Origin of the sequence: Mycolicibacterium madagascariense, from assembly GCF_010729665.1 — a bacterium.
Lineage (GTDB): Bacteria > Actinomycetota > Actinomycetes > Mycobacteriales > Mycobacteriaceae > Mycobacterium > Mycobacterium madagascariense.
The window spans coordinates 822,199-835,847 of the sequence record NZ_AP022610.1 but is presented as its reverse complement, the minus strand read 5'-3'; the positions used below and the strand labels follow the sequence as shown (position 1 = coordinate 835,847).

General features: G+C 70.0%; 15 protein-coding genes. 8 read left to right on the top strand and 7 right to left on the bottom strand.

Translation table 11 applies throughout. The features are described 5' to 3' along the window. Window positions 1-141: 141 nt before the first annotated feature. Window positions 142-1,254 (top strand): hypothetical protein, encoded by a 1,113-nt coding sequence (locus G6N60_RS03860; protein ID WP_163732798.1) that lies wholly within the window; start codon window positions 142-144, stop codon window positions 1,252-1,254. 226 nt (window positions 1,255-1,480) lie between these two features. After that, a complete protein-coding gene (locus G6N60_RS28840) occupies window positions 1,481-2,950 on the top strand; it encodes a hypothetical protein (RefSeq protein ID WP_179969636.1) in 1,470 nt (489 codons plus the stop codon). 31 nt (window positions 2,951-2,981) lie between these two features. Here G6N60_RS28840 and G6N60_RS03850 read toward each other — a convergent pair whose 3' ends face one another. From G6N60_RS03850 to G6N60_RS03830, 5 genes are read right to left on the bottom strand one after another with little or no spacing between them, the layout of a single operon-like run. Then, the gene (locus G6N60_RS03850) at window positions 2,982-3,620 is read right to left on the bottom strand and encodes an LON peptidase substrate-binding domain-containing protein (protein ID WP_179969755.1); all 639 of its coding nucleotides are present in this window, start codon (window positions 3,618-3,620) and stop codon (window positions 2,982-2,984) included. A gap of 17 nt (window positions 3,621-3,637) precedes the next feature. After that, window positions 3,638-4,768: a glutamate--cysteine ligase gene (locus G6N60_RS03845; protein WP_163743413.1), complete on the bottom strand. Its 1,131-nt coding sequence runs from the start codon at window positions 4,766-4,768 to the stop codon at window positions 3,638-3,640. Window position 4,769: 1 nt separating this feature from the next. Beyond that, window positions 4,770-5,483, bottom strand: a complete 714-nt coding sequence (gene sodC, locus G6N60_RS03840) for a superoxide dismutase[Cu-Zn] (RefSeq protein WP_163732793.1) — start codon at window positions 5,481-5,483, stop codon at window positions 4,770-4,772. A gap of 10 nt (window positions 5,484-5,493) precedes the next feature. Beyond that, window positions 5,494-5,961 carry a LytR C-terminal domain-containing protein gene (locus tag G6N60_RS03835; RefSeq protein WP_163732790.1) on the bottom strand — a complete coding sequence of 156 codons (468 nt, stop codon included), beginning with the start codon at window positions 5,959-5,961 and terminating at the stop codon, window positions 5,494-5,496. 43 nt (window positions 5,962-6,004) lie between these two features. Then, window positions 6,005-6,322 carry a nucleoid-associated protein NapA gene (locus G6N60_RS03830; protein WP_163732788.1) on the bottom strand — a complete coding sequence of 106 codons (318 nt, stop codon included), beginning with the start codon at window positions 6,320-6,322 and terminating at the stop codon, window positions 6,005-6,007. Window positions 6,323-6,455: 133 nt separating this feature from the next. On the opposite strand from G6N60_RS03830, the gene G6N60_RS03825 reads away from it, so the two are divergent. The 3 genes from G6N60_RS03825 (at window position 6,456) to G6N60_RS03815 (ending at window position 8,812) form a co-directional block, all read left to right on the top strand. Beyond that, a complete protein-coding gene (locus G6N60_RS03825; protein ID WP_163732785.1) occupies window positions 6,456-7,049 on the top strand; it encodes a peptide deformylase in 594 nt (197 codons plus the stop codon). Between the two features lie 78 nt (window positions 7,050-7,127). Continuing rightward, a complete protein-coding gene (locus G6N60_RS03820) occupies window positions 7,128-8,015 on the top strand; it encodes an N-acetylglutamate synthase, CG3035 family (RefSeq protein ID WP_163732782.1) in 888 nt (295 codons plus the stop codon). Between the two features lie 5 nt (window positions 8,016-8,020). Beyond that, complete coding sequence (locus G6N60_RS03815; protein ID WP_163732779.1) at window positions 8,021-8,812, top strand: exodeoxyribonuclease III; 792 nt, start codon at window positions 8,021-8,023, stop codon at window positions 8,810-8,812. A gap of 17 nt (window positions 8,813-8,829) precedes the next feature. On the opposite strand, the gene G6N60_RS03810 is transcribed toward G6N60_RS03815, so the two are convergent. Both G6N60_RS03810 and G6N60_RS03805 read right to left on the bottom strand, forming a co-directional pair. Continuing rightward, complete coding sequence (locus G6N60_RS03810; protein WP_163732776.1) at window positions 8,830-9,465, bottom strand: class I SAM-dependent methyltransferase; 636 nt, start codon at window positions 9,463-9,465, stop codon at window positions 8,830-8,832. 36 nt (window positions 9,466-9,501) lie between these two features. Beyond that, window positions 9,502-11,265, bottom strand: a complete 1,764-nt coding sequence (locus tag G6N60_RS03805) for an MFS transporter (protein ID WP_246240291.1) — start codon at window positions 11,263-11,265, stop codon at window positions 9,502-9,504. Between the two features lie 284 nt (window positions 11,266-11,549). Here G6N60_RS03805 and thiD point away from each other — a divergent pair, with 284 nt between their 5' ends. The 3 genes from thiD to G6N60_RS03790 are packed head-to-tail and all read left to right on the top strand — an operon-like array spanning window position 11,550 to window position 13,605. Continuing rightward, window positions 11,550-12,398: a bifunctional hydroxymethylpyrimidine kinase/phosphomethylpyrimidine kinase gene (gene thiD, locus G6N60_RS03800; protein WP_163732773.1), complete on the top strand. Its 849-nt coding sequence runs from the start codon at window positions 11,550-11,552 to the stop codon at window positions 12,396-12,398. Next, on the top strand, window positions 12,388-13,005 hold the full coding sequence (locus G6N60_RS03795) for an alpha/beta hydrolase family protein (RefSeq protein WP_163732770.1): 618 nt from the start codon (window positions 12,388-12,390) through the stop codon (window positions 13,003-13,005). Before thiD ends, G6N60_RS03795 begins: the two co-directional genes overlap by 11 nt. An 18-nt stretch (window positions 13,006-13,023) precedes the next feature. After that, complete coding sequence (locus tag G6N60_RS03790; protein ID WP_163732769.1) at window positions 13,024-13,605, top strand: septum formation family protein; 582 nt, start codon at window positions 13,024-13,026, stop codon at window positions 13,603-13,605. The last annotated feature ends 44 nt before the right edge of the window (window positions 13,606-13,649 follow it).

Genomic DNA, 13,649 nt, shown 5'->3' with positions numbered 1-13,649 from the left:
TGGCCGGTGGGCGCGCTTGCACACGCGTTGGTTGATCATGTTGACATCGGCCATCATTCGTCGACCGGGGCTCGATCGGACGCCTCGGCTTCGACGAGGGAGAACATCGACGTGCGTGGCAATTCTCGACGGCATCGGCCCTTGGCGACCTCACCAATGTCACCCGTGCTCGTCGGCGTGGCCGGAGCGGCCATCGTCGGATGGGGTGTCTTGACGCCCGCCGCGGCGACGGCTCGTGCCGAGGTCCCGTCGAACGCCGCCGTGTGCGCGGTGGGCGATCCCACGTGCACCACCACCGACCATGCCGTCCCCCGTCCCGCTGGGCGCCCCGTCATCGGGCCGGGGGGTTGGCTCATCGGCAACGGTCGCGACGCGGCGAAGGACTGCACGGGTCGGGCCTGCCGGGGTGGCGACGGCGGGCTGCTCGCCGGTAACGGTGGCAACGGTGCCAACGGGGGCGGCGGCGGCAACGCCTTCCTCTTCGGCAATGGCGGTCGCGGCGCCAACGGCCGAGATGCCGTCTACGACGCCGGGGTGCGCAAGTCCCTCTCGACCGACGGTGGCAGCGGTGGGCACGGAGGATTCTTCTACGGCGACGGAGGCGCAGGCGGAAACGGCGGCAGCGACAATCAGGGCTCCACCCACGTTCCCGGCGTGACGCCCGACCCCGCCAGTCTCCCCGTGGCGGGCCGCGGCGCTCGCGGTGGCAACGCCGGCCTGCTCGGCGGCGACGGTGGCGACGGTGGCTCCGGCGGCTACATCCGCTCACTCGTCGGTCAGGTGGTCGGGGGCGTCGGAGGCGATGGCGGGAGCGCGCCGATGGGACATGGTGGCCACGGCGGCGAAGGCGGGAGTGCCCGCGTGACCGACGGGTCCGATTACTCGGCGACCGGCGGTCCAGGTGGTCGTGGTGGGGCGGGCTTGAGCCGCGGCGGCCACGGTGGTCGCGGTGGCGAGGGCTTTGGCGTGGGGAAGGCACTCGCGAAGGGCGGTCCTGGCGGAGCTGGGGGCGCGAGCACCGGCTTCGGGGACGGCGGCAACGGCGGTTGGGGCGGCGACCTGGACGCCGCCAACGAGTCATCGACGGCGGGCGACGGCGGTCCCGGCGGACGGAGCGCTCTGGGCAACGGTGGAAATGGGGGTGAGGGCGGTCAGTCGTTCGCCAAGGGAAAGTCCGGCAAGGGTGGCGCAGCCGGCGGGGGCGGTGTCGGCGGTCATCCCGGAACGCAAGGAAAACACGGGCAGCCCGAATGACGGCGGGCCGTGCCTGATTGAACGGTCCGCATTGCACGCCTGGACACGAAACTAGCTGCAGCACATCGATTTTGATGTTCCATTCGTCGACGCCAAAGGCCTGCGACGCATTTGCACGAGTTTGACGAATACCGCACCTCGACTGAATATTCGTCACCGACCATCTCGGTCCTCATCGAGATCCGTTGATGGCGAACACGATCCGAATCAAAGGGAGAAGAACTTCATGCCCGTGAAGGCTGGAAGACACCGCGCATCCGCGCCCTACTCGCGGTCCAAGACCGTGGCCACCGGAGCCGCCGGGGCGGCGATCATCGGACTGGGCGCACTGGCGTCCGCCACGTCGATGTACGAGTCCTCGCACGTGCCGATGAGATCCGCCGCCGATCGCATCGCCCTCGCGGCCGCGGAGTGCGTGGCCGGCACCCCCGGATGCGTCACCGACGCGACCGCGAAGGTCGACGTGGCACCCACGGCCATCGACGGGGCAGCCGTGAAGAAGGACGGCGGCGTCGGCGCCGCCCTCGGCCGTCCCCTCGTGGGACCCGGCGGATGGCTCATCGGCAACGGCCGTAACGCGGCCGCCGATTGCAAGGGCAATGCGTGCAACGGCGAGGACGGCGGCCTGTTGTTCGGCAACGGCGGCAACGGCGCCAACGGCGGACGCGGCGGCAACGCGTTCCTGTTCGGCAACGGCGGCAAGGGTGGCGACGGAACTGCGGCCCTCTACAAGGACGGCGCCCAGCAGCAGGCCGCCACACAGGGCGGACTGGGCGGCCACGGCGGTGCGATCCAAGGCAACGGCGGCGACGGCGGGGCGGGCGGCGCGGACCACAACGAACTGCCGGCGAACGCCACCATCGGCACCGTCGATGCCACCCTCGCCAAGGGCGCCGCCGGCGGCAACGGCGGCCAAGGCGGCTTCCTCGGCACCGGCGGTGCCGGTGGCCACGGCGGAAAGGCCGACTCGGTGAACGGCAGCGCCAACGGCGGCAAGGGTGGCGCCGGCGGCGGGGCCCCCTTCTGGTCCGGAGGCCAGGGCGGCGCCGGCGGCGATAGCGTGGTCGGTGATGAGAAGGCGAAGACAGGCGTTCCCGCGCAGATCGCGACCAGCGGCGACGGCGGAGCGGGCGGCGCCGGGTTCATCGAAGGAGGCAAGGGCGGCGACGCGGGTGTCGCGAAGGCGTACGCCGACGCCATCGCCAAGGGCGGCAAGGGAGGCAAGGGCGGAGACGGCGGCAACGACCTCGGACTCCGCGGTGCCCACGGCGGCACCCCCGGTACCGGTGGAGCCGGCGGGGCGGCGTCGGCGCAAACGGACCTCTCGACCGGCGGTGACGGTGGGAATGGCGGAGACGCCACGACGACCGCGTTCGGCAAGGGCGGCACCGGCGGCGCGGGCGGCAACGCAAGCGCAACGGGTTCGCTAGCGGCGAACGGCGGCAAGGGCGGCGCCGGCGGTGCGGGCGGAAAGGTCAGCGGCACGGGCGGGGACGGCGGCAAGGGCGGCGACTCCCAAACCCCCGACGGCAAGGGCGCTGGCGAAGGTGGTGCGGGCGGGCCCGGTGGCACAGGCGCCGCAGGGAAGCCGGGCAAGGCCGGCGCGGCAGGAGCCAAGACTCCAATCCCCGCGGCCAAGGCCCCTGACGCTACGACCCCGGACGCCAAGACCCCGGACGCCAAGACCCCGGCCTAAATTGGCCTGAGTCGTTCGGCGGGGATGTGGGCTACGTCTGGCCCGCATCCCCGCCGTCGGCGAGCTGGAATTCGATCATCGCCGCCACGGTCTCGACGCCTTCGCGCAGCGCGTCCAAGCGGGCCGCCGCGGACGGCGCCTCCAAGATCGAATAGCGATCCGCCTGGCCCATGGGAACTCGGGAAGCCAAGGCGTACAACCGATCTCCCGCACCCTGACCCGGCTCTGGTTCGCCGAGAAGTTCGGCGCGCGACGGCAGGGTGGCGTTCTGCGCGGCCGCAATGCGCTCGAACAGTTCCATCACCCGGTCCTCGACGACGCCGATGTCCGCACCCGTGACGGTGCTCCCCGGCTCGTCGGGCCATGGCTCGACGTCGGCCCGCGGGTACGGGTCGTCGTCGAGCCAGGACACCACCCGAAACCGTTCTCTCATCTCGCATTCGATGAGGTATTGGCCGCTACCGAAGTCGTGGCTCTCTACGATGTGGGCCATCGATCCGACGTCACAGCGCACGTCCGCGCCGCCGACCTCTCGGCCCGCGGCGATGAGCACGACACCGAATTCTCCTGCGCCAGACAGGCATTCGCGAACCAGCTGACCGTAGCGGGGTTCGAAGATTCGCAAGGGCAAGCCCTCGCCCGGCAGTCGCACGGACTCGAGCGGAAACATCGGTCGGATGGCCACGGCTACAGCTCCAACTCGGCGATCAGCGAATCGACCACGGCCACCAGGTCACCGTCGGTGTCCTCGGCGACTCGACGCTGCCGTTGATAAGAGGCACCCCTGGCGTAGATGTCGGCGACCTGGGCCAGTTCGTCGGCGCAACCCAGTGACGCCGCGACGGGCTCGAGTCGGTTCAGCAGCTCGTCGAGATCCTCGGTGACGAGGCGTTCGTTGCTGTCCTCGTCGAGGATGATCACCGCGTCGAGCCCGTAACGCGCTGCGCGCCACTTGTTCTCCTGCACGTGCCACGGCGGCATCGTCGGCAGGTGCTCCCCCGCGTCGAGCCGGCGGTCCAGGTCCACGATGAGGCAGTGGGTCAGCGCGACCAGCGCGCCGAGCTCCGCAATGTTGGACACCCCGTCGAAGATCCGCACCTCGATGGTGCCGAGATGTGGGGACGGCCTGATGTCCCAACGGATTTCATTCATGTGGTCGATGATGCCGGTCTTCTTCTGATCGTGGACGAACTGCTCGAACTGCGACCATTCCTGAAAGTGGAAGGGCAGGCCCGCGGTCGGAAGCTGTTGGAACATCATGGCGCGGTTGCTCGCATAACCGGTGTCGCCGCCATCCCAAAACGGCGACGACGCCGACAGCGCCAACAGGTGCGGATACTGGTTGAGCAGCGAGGTGATGATGGGCATGACCTTGTGCGCCGAGGACACTCCCACGTGGACGTGCACGCCCCAGATCAGCATCTGCCGACCCCACCACTGCGTCCGCTTGATCAGCTCGGCGTAGCGCGGCGCGTCGGTCAACTGCTCGGCCGACCACTTCGCGAACGGGTGCGTGCCCGCGCAGAACAGCTCCATGCCGCGGGCGCGGACGATGCGGCGCGCAGGCGCGAGCGTGGCCCGCAGATCGTCCATCGCCGCACGGGAGTTCTCACAGATGCCGGTGACGACCTCGACGGTGTTGCGCAGCAATTCCTTGTGCACGCGCGGACTTTCACCGATCTCGGCGATGACCGCCCCGGCTTCGTTGCTCAGCTCACGGGTCACGGCGTCGACGAGCGCAAACTCCCACTCGACCCCTATGGTCTGACGTGCCGAGCCCTTGAAGTCGATCCGCAGGGGTCGCGAACCGGCCGCCAGCTCACTCGGGTGTGACGACACCGCATGCCACTCGCTTGCCGGCGTCGCCGGTGGCGAGGGTTGCCTCGTCGGGGCCCGGGGTCCCGTTGAGCTGCTGGTAGCGCTCCGGCGGGATGTTGGCGTAGTTGTCGGGCAGCTCGTGGATGATGATGGCCGTCTTCGCTCCGGCGAGCAGGTCGGCCGCCGTGAAGGCGTCGGTGGTGGTCACCGACATCGCCGAACCGTCGCCGCGAACCTGCAGCAGGGCGAGGTCGCCGCTGGCGGGATGCGCGGTGTGGCCGGCCACCTGGAAGTGTCCGCCCGCGGAGTTGAAGTTGCCGGGGGCGCCGCCGGTCGGGGCGACCGAGTTCGGCTCGCACTTGCCCACCGCGTGGATGTGCATACCGTGGAAACCGGGCGTCAGCTGGCCGGGAGCGGTGGTCTTGACGGTGATCGTGGCGTAGCCACCGGAGAAGACGAATTCGGCGCTGGCCACCGACGTGCCGTCGGGGGACTTCAGGTCGGCGGTGAGCTTCTCACCCGCGGGCGCGGCGGCGGGAGCCTGACCCGCCTGTCCCTCGGGGCCCCCGGCGGCCGACGGCGGCGGCGAACCCGTCCACACCGACGGGGTGGTACCGGGCTGCGACGCAACCGGCTCGTGCGGTGAGCACGCGCTGGCGATCGGCACGAGGAGCGCTGCGGCGGCGAGGAGACGAAGCGGGGTGGAGATCGGCATGTCGAGGAGCCTAACCGGTGACGGCAACGATCACTCCGGGCGGCTGCTGAGCCACCGCGGGCGTACGCGGCTCGACCGGCGCCTGCAGCAGCGCGCCGATCTGCTCGGCCGCGTCCTTCTCCCCCTGCGCCTCCCCGAAGTACACGGTCGTCGCCGTCACGCCGTCGAGGCTGAGGTTGCCCGTCTCGGCGACGTCCCACTGCGCGTCGCGCAGGCGATTGGCCGTCGTCTCCGCGAGGCCGGCCACGTCGGAGAGGTTGTACACCCGCACCACCGGCTTGGCGGCCGCGGGCGTCGGGGACGCCGACGTGGGCGTGGAGGTCGAACTCGCCGTCGTGCTGGAACTCGACGAACTGGAGCTGCTGCTGCTGCTCGAACTCATGGATTGGAAGCCGACCAACAGGAAGACGACCCCGAGGAAGAGCAGCACCATGACCATGGCGCGCAGTGGCAACCCGGAGGAGTCTCGTTGATTCATCGCCCTCACTGTATCGAGCCGGGCACCTTTGGCGGAAAAGCCCCTAGGTGACGTCGAAGCCGAGGCGGCGCGCCGCCCGGGCCTTCTGCCTGCTGGCGCGCATCCTGCGCAGGCGCTTGACCAGCATGGGGTCGGCCGCGAGTGCCTCTGGCCGCTCGACGAGGGCGTTCAGCACCTGGTAGTACCGCGTCGCCGACATGGAGAACAGCTCCTTGATGGCATCTTCCTTGGAGCCCGCGTACTTCCACCACTGCCGCTCGAACGCCAGGAGGTCGTGTTCGCGGCGGGTCAGACCGTCGGCGAGGGCGGTGTCGTCCTGGGAGTCCCCGGACTTGTCGGTCCGCGCAATGGCGCCGTCCATGTGCTCTCTGGACCCTTTCCCGCATTCGAGACCTCTGGTGGTTCGGGCAACATTGAACCACGACGGATGTGGTTCGACCGTGAGCCGTTCCCGCGAGTCGGGCGAGGAAAGCCTGCCCACTAATCTCTCCGGTATGGCCGTCGTTCCGATCCGCATCGTGGGAGATCCCGTCCTGCACACCGCGACCAGTCCCATCCCCGTGGGCGACGACGGGTCGCTACCCGCCGAGGTGGCCGATCTCATCGCCGACCTGTACGACACCATGGACGCCGCCAACGGTGTCGGGTTGGCGGCCAACCAGATCGGGGTCTCCCAGCGCGTGTTCGTCTACGACTGCGCCGACGAGCGGGGCCGCACGACGCGTCGCCGCGGAGCGGTCGTCAACCCGGTGCTCGAGACGTCGGAGGTGCCCGAGACGATGCCCGACCCGGACAACGACGACGAGGGTTGCCTCTCGGTGCCCGGCGAATCGTTCCCGCGGGGCCGGGCGAGCTGGGCACGGGTCACCGGGCTGGACGCCGACGGGACGCCGATCACCCTGGAGGGCTCGGGTCTGTTCGCGCGCATGCTCCAGCACGAAACCGGACACCTCGACGGCTTCCTCTACATCGACGGGCTGATCGGCCGGCACGCGCGCGCCGCGAAACGCGCCGTGAAGGCGAACGGCTGGGGCACGCCGGGCCTGTCGTGGACGCCCGGCGAGGACCCCGATCCGTTCGGGCACTGATGGCTGGCCTCGCCGAACGCACGCTCGTCGACCGCCGCACTCGCGTTTCACGTGCACGAAGCGTGCGCTGGGCGCCTCGTGCCTGAGCTGCCCGACGTCGGCACCAGGGTCAGCCTGCGCTACCGGCTGCCCGCCGGGTCGGTGCCTCCGCTGAGCGACGTGGTCGGCCATCTCGTCGACGCCGGCCCCGAGCTGCGGGTGAGGGACAAACACGGGGTCGTCGTGACCGTCGCGGCCACCGACGTGGTGTCGCTGCGGCCGCTACCCCCGATGCCGGTGCGCAACCCCGACATCCGCAACCTCGAACATGCCGCTGCGCTGGGCTGGCCCGGCGTCGAACACGAATGGCACGACGGTTGGTTGCTGCGCTTCGGCCACGGCTGCACCCGGCGCGCCAATTCGGCGGTGCCGCTGCTGCCCTCCCCCAGCCTCGACACCGCACCGATCGTGCAGTGGTTCGCCGCCCGCGGCGTCCCACCCCGGCTCGCCGTTCCCGACCGGCTGTTCCGCATCCCGCCCGGTGCGGCCACCGACGGCGAAAACCTGGTCATGACAAAGCAATTGGCCGAAGTGGGACCCGGCCCGGCGGCGCGACTGACCGCCCGGCCGGACGACGCGTGGTTGGGCCTGCACCCACGACGGGTCCCGGTCGACGTGCTGACCGCGGTCGTCGATGGCGAGGTGGTCTTCGCCACCCTCGCCGACGCCGCGGTCGCGCGGGCGGCGATCACCGTGGCGCCCAACGGCACCCGCTGGGTGGGCCTGTCGTCGGTCCACGTCGCCGAGCACGCCCGTCGCCGCGGTCTCGCCCGCGGGGTGTGCGAGGCACTGCTCGGCTGGGCGGCGGGCCGCGGGGCCGACCGCGCCTACGTCCAGGTGCTCGCCGACAACGCCGCCGCGATCGCGCTGTACCGGTCGATGGGCTTCACCGAGCACCACCGCTGCCGGTACGTGTCGCTAGGGTGAGCCGCGTGCGACTGGCCACCTGGAACGTCAACTCGATCCGCTCCCGTATCGACCGCGTGACCGGTTGGCTCGAACGCGCCGACGTCGACGTGCTGGCGATGCAGGAGACCAAGTGCACCGACGAGCAGTTCCCCACGATGCCGTTCGCCGCGCTCGGCTACGAGGTCGCCCACGTGGGGCACAACCAGTGGAACGGCGTCGCGATCGCGTCGCGGGTCGGTCTCGACGACGTGCAGCTGGGCTTCGACGGCCAGCCCGCGTTCAACGACGTCGACGAGGCCAGGGCCATCGGGGCGACGTGTGGCGGCGTGCGGGTCTGGAGCCTTTACGTCCCCAACGGCCGCACCGTTCAGGATCCACACTATGCGTACAAGCTGGAATGGCTTGCGGCACTTCGCAATACCGCGACCGGCTGGCGCGACACCGACCCCGCCGCCCCCATCGCACTGGTCGGTGACTGGAACATCGCCCCCACCGACGACGACGTCTGGGACATGGCCGTCTTCACGCACAGCACTCACGTGACCGCACCGGAGCGCGCGGCGTTTCGGGCCATCGAGGAACGCTTCGCCGACGTGGTGCGGCCCTTCACCCCCGGCCCCGGCGTCTACACCTACTGGGACTACACGCAGCTGCGGTTCCCCAAGCGCCAGGGTATGCGCATCGACTTCATCCTCGGCTCCCCCGCGCTGGAGGCCCGCGTCACCCACGGCGAGATCGCCCGCGACGAACGCAAACCGGGCAAGAAGGGCACCCCCGCGCCCAGCGACCACGCGCCGGTGTTCGTCGACCTCTGACCGCTGAGACCTGACCGTTAACGCTTGACGCCGATGGTGATCAGATCCGACACGGCCTGCGTCCACCACGGCCTGCGTACGCGGTGCTGATCCTCGACGACCAGACCGGCGCCCGTGAACAGGGCGCGCACGGCGGCCGGCGACGGATTGTGGGCCGGTGCCCACGCGCCCGCCGCGAACAGCTGCACCGGTAGCAGCTGACGCGGGCTGATCGTCGCGACCGCCACCACGCCGCCGGGAGCCAGCACGCGGCGGAACTCCCGCAGCGCGGCGGGCTGGTCGAAGAAGTGGAACGCCGAGGTGGTGACGACCGCGTCGAGGAAGCCGTCGTCGAACGGCAGCTGTTCGGCGGGCGCCTTCTTCCAGAACACGTCCGAGGACCGCTTCCTGGCCTGCGCCAGCATGCCGTCGGACATGTCGACACCGTACGTCTCGTCGGGACGCAGTTCCCGCGCGATCCGTGACGCGAGAATGCCCGTCCCGCAAGCGATGTCGGCAATCCGCCGCGATCCGTGCTTGCGCAGGGCGGAGATCACCTCGTCCTGCGCCGGCTGGTAGACCAGCCGCTGCAGACACTGCTGGTCGTAGGCGGGCGCGGCGAAGCTCCAGAACCGCGTCACCGAGTCGTTGAGCCGTCTGCGGGGGGCCGTCATGTCATCCAGCGTAGAGACGCCGGACGGACCCCATGCCTACGCCGCGTTGTCGGCGTCCGGCGCGGTGCCGTACTTGCCGGCGCTGAAGAGCGAGGCGATCGCTCCGAGCAGCATCATCACCGCGGCGGCGATGAAGACGACCGTCAGGCCGCTGTGGAACGGCTCGGTGATCAGCTGCGGGAAGAACGTCTTGCCGGTCAGCAGGTCGGCGTTCACGCCGGGGGCCTGCAGCGCGCCCGAGGGCCCCAGCAGTTCGGCCATCGGGTTGTAGCCGAGGAAGGCGGCGAACAAGCTGCCGACGGGCGGCAGGTTGGCGACGTCGTGGGCGACGTTGGCGGACACGCCCTGGGCCTGCAGGCCCGTGCTCATCGCCGACGGCAGCGTGTGCGCCAGACCCACGATCATGAGCGAGAAGAACACGCCGATCGACAGCGAGTTGCCCGCGTTGAAGAACGTCGCCCGCACACCGGAGGCGGCGCCGCGTTGGGCGGCGGGCACGCTCGACATGATCGCCGCGGTGTTGGGGGCGGTGAAGATGCCGCCGCCGAGGCCGTTGAGGAACGCGAACGTGGCGAAGACCCAGTAGTCGAAGTTCACCGGGATCAGCACCAGGGCGATGAAGGAGGCCGCCATCAGCAGCATGCCGCCCACGGTGAACGGCCGGGCGCCGTAGCGGTCCGACAGCGAACCCGCCAGCGGACCCGCGACAAGGAAGCCGACGGTGATCGGCAGCAGGTAGATGCCGGCCCACAGCGGGGTCGACTCGAAGCTGTAGCCGTGCAGCGGCAGCCAGATGCCCTGCAGCCAGATGATGAGCATGAACTGCAGGCCGCCGCGGCCCATCGAGGACATCAGGCCGGCGAAGTTGCCCATGCCAAACGACGCCGACTTGAAGAGTCGCACGTCGACCATCGGGGACTCGACGTGTCGTTCGACGAAGTAGAACGCCACCAGGCACACCAGTCCGAACGCGATGGCGCCGAGAACCAGCGGGTTCGACCAGCCGGTGGTGGAGCCGCCGTAGGGCTGGATGCCGTAGGTGATGCCCGCGAGCAGCACCGTCAGCCCGACGCCGAAGGTCACGATGCCGGGCAGGTCGAGCTTGCCTGCGGTGCGGGTGCCGAGTTCGCGCAGCGAGCGGACGCTCCAGATGGTGCCCGCGATGCCGATCGGGACGCCCACCCAGAAGATCGCCCTCCAGTGCCACTCGGAGAGGACACCGCCGATCAGCAGTCCGAGGAAGGATCCGGCGACGGCGGACACCATGTTGACCCCGAGCGCCATGCCACGCTGGTTGGCCGGGAACGCATCGGTGAGGATCGCCGACGACGACGCCATCAGCATCGCGCCGCCGACGCCCTGCACGACCCGCCAGCCGATCAGCCAGAGCGCACCGCCGCCCAGGTGGAAGGGGTCGAAGGACAGCGCCACCGCGGCCAGCGTGAACACCACGAAGCCCCAGTTGTAGATGCGGACCCGGCCCAGCATGTCCCCGAGACGCCCGAACGGGACGACCAGCACGGCGGTCACCACCAGATAGCCCATCAGCATCCACAGCAGGTAGCTCACGTTGCCGGGGGCCAGGGGGTTGAGGCCGATGCCGCGGAAGATCGCGGGTAGCGAGATGAGGACGATCGAGGCGTTGATCGTGGCCAGCAGCGTGCCGAGCGTCGTGTTCGACAGCACCACCCACTTGTAGTGCGGGTGGTCGTGGTCCATCCGTACGCGCCGGCTCGCGGTGTCGTTCAGCGCGGCGTTCTCCATGGTGATTGGCTTCGTCATCTCGATCTCTGTCGTCATGTGCGCGGCTACACGTACCGCGATGCGTATCGCGATCAATTCCCAGGGCGCCTCTGCCCAAAACACATATGTTAGCTATACAAATGATCACGGACCAATTCGTATTCCTCTGGTCGAACAGTGGCTGCGGTAGGTTTGTCGCGTCCGCGCGGGAGCGCACACGGAGTGCGCTGAGAGGACGGCTACCGGGCTCGACCACCCGGCCCGCCGTCGACCGTATGAACCTGACCGGGTAATGCCGGCGTAGGGAGTGCCGAGATGACTGCCGTCCACCCGAGGGCCGCATGACGTTCCTACCGCTGAGCGCGCCCGGTGAGACTCCGCTGCGCGTGATGACCATCGCCGGCTCCGACTCCGGCGGCGGCGCGGGCATCCAGGCCGATCTGCGCACGTTCGCCATGCTCGGCGTGCACGGCTGCGTGTCGGTGGCCGCGGTGACCGTGCAGAACTCGTTGGGCGTCAAGGGTTTCCACGAAATCCCGCTCGACGTCATCACCGGTCAGATCCGGGTCGTCGCCACCGACATCGGCATCCAGGCCGCCAAGACGGGCATGCTGGCCTCCTCGGCGATCATCGAAGCCGTCGCCGAGACGTGGCGGGAGCTGCAGAGCGGCGCCGGTGCGGCGCCACTGGTGGTGGACCCCGTGTGCGCGTCGATGCATGGCGACCCCCTGCTGCACCCGTCGGCGCTGGACACCCTTCGCACCGAACTGTTCCCGCTGGCCACGCTCGTCACCCCCAACCTCGACGAGGTGCGGCTCATCACGGGCATCGACGTCGTCGACGCGGTCACCCAGCGCGACGCCGTGCAGGCGCTGCATGCACTCGGACCGACGTGGGCGCTGGTCAAGGGCGGCCACCTGCGGTCCTCGTCGCACAGCCCCGACCTGCTGTACGACGGGACCGACTTCTACGAGTTCGACGCCGAGCGCATCGACACCAGCCACGACCACGGCGCCGGTGACACGTTGGCAGCGGCGACCGCCTGCGCGCTGGCTCACGGCTATTCGGTGCCCGATGCGGTGGCCTTCGCCAAGGGCTGGGTCACCGAATGCTTGCGCGAGGCCTACCCGCTGGGCCACGGCCACGGTCCGGTCTCGGCGCTGTTCCGGCTGCGGTCCCGTGGCGTTTGACGCGATCGCCGGCGTCGCGCACCCGCCGGCCGGCGATCCCACGGGCATCGTGCTGCTCACCCACGGCGCCGGCGGAAACCGGGACTCCCCCATGCTGGTCCGGCTGTGCGACGAGTGGGCGGCGCGCGGGTGGCTGGCGGTGCGCTATGACCTGCCCTACCGACGCAGGCGTCCCAAGGGTCCGCCGTCGGGATCGGCCGCCGCCGACCAAGCGGGCATCGCCGACGCCGTCGACCTGGCGCGCTCGCTGACCGCGGGACCGGTCCTCGCCGGTGGGCATTCCTACGGCGGGCGGATGACGTCGATGGCGGTCGCCGATGGCCTGCCGGTCGAGGGGCTCCTGCTCTTCTCCTATCCCCTGCATCCGCCGGGCAAGCCCGAGCGGGCACGCACCGAGCACCTGCCGCGCATCACGGTGCCGACGGTCTTCACGCACGGCACCTCCGACCCGTTCGCCACGATCGACGAACTCCGCGCGGCCGCCGCGCTCGTCTCGGGCCCCACCGAGGTCGTCGAGATCACCGGCGCCCGCCACGACCTGGGCTCCAAGACGGTCGACGTGCCGGCCCGCGCGGTCGACGCCGCACTCAGGTCGCTGCCCGGCTAATCCTGCTATCTTCCCTGGATGACCTGGCCGGGAGATCCGAATCAGCCGCCTGCGTACGGCCCGCCCGGTCCGCAGTACCCGCCGCCTCCCCCGCTGCCCTATCAGCAGGGCCCCTACCCGCCGCCGATCTACCCGTATCCGGAGCCGCCGAAGAAGTCCCGCACCGGGCTGTGGGTCGGGCTCGCGGTGCTCGCGGTCGTCCTGATGAGCGGGCTGGGTGTCGGGGTGTGGTACTTCCTGAACTCGATGAAGGACAAGGTGATCGCCACCGATCTCGCCGTCGGCGACTGCATCACCGACATTCCGAGCGGCTCGCTGGTGCAGGCCGTTCCCAAGACCGACTGCGCCAACCCGCACGCCGGTGAGGTCTATGCCGTGCTGACCATGCCCGACGGCGAATACCCGGGGCAGGCCGCGATCGACGACTGGCAGAACAGGTGCCCGTCGGAACTGCAGTCCTACTCCTCCGACGCGCTCAGCGACGAGACCATCGGCGTCTTCGTCCTCTATCCCACCGAGCAGACGTGGTCGCAGGGTGACCGCGAGGTCGTCTGCATGGCGACCACGCAGGAGAAGCGGACCGGGTCGCTCAAGGGGTAGGGCGCGCTCCCGTACCTACCCGGTACCTGAGGTACCGTACGGCC

Bases quoted from the DNA above. Each gene is read 5' to 3' on its own strand.
- G6N60_RS28840 (WP_179969636.1), top strand. From the start codon at position 1,481: ATGCCCGTGAAGGCTGGAAGACACCGCGCATCCGCGCCCTACTCGCGG.
- G6N60_RS03850 (WP_179969755.1), bottom strand. From the start codon at position 3,620: ATGTTTCCGCTCGAGTCCGTGCGACTGCCGGGCGAGGGCTTGCCCTTG.
- sodC (WP_163732793.1), bottom strand. From the start codon at position 5,483: ATGCCGATCTCCACCCCGCTTCGTCTCCTCGCCGCCGCAGCGCTCCTC.
- G6N60_RS03835 (WP_163732790.1), bottom strand. From the start codon at position 5,961: ATGAATCAACGAGACTCCTCCGGGTTGCCACTGCGCGCCATGGTCATG.
- G6N60_RS03830 (WP_163732788.1), bottom strand. From the start codon at position 6,322: ATGGACGGCGCCATTGCGCGGACCGACAAGTCCGGGGACTCCCAGGAC.
- G6N60_RS03825 (WP_163732785.1), top strand. From the start codon at position 6,456: ATGGCCGTCGTTCCGATCCGCATCGTGGGAGATCCCGTCCTGCACACC.
- G6N60_RS03810 (WP_163732776.1), bottom strand. From the start codon at position 9,465: ATGACGGCCCCCCGCAGACGGCTCAACGACTCGGTGACGCGGTTCTGG.
- G6N60_RS03805 (WP_246240291.1), bottom strand. From the start codon at position 11,265: ATGACGACAGAGATCGAGATGACGAAGCCAATCACCATGGAGAACGCC.
- thiD (WP_163732773.1), top strand. From the start codon at position 11,550: ATGACGTTCCTACCGCTGAGCGCGCCCGGTGAGACTCCGCTGCGCGTG.
- G6N60_RS03790 (WP_163732769.1), top strand. From the start codon at position 13,024: ATGACCTGGCCGGGAGATCCGAATCAGCCGCCTGCGTACGGCCCGCCC.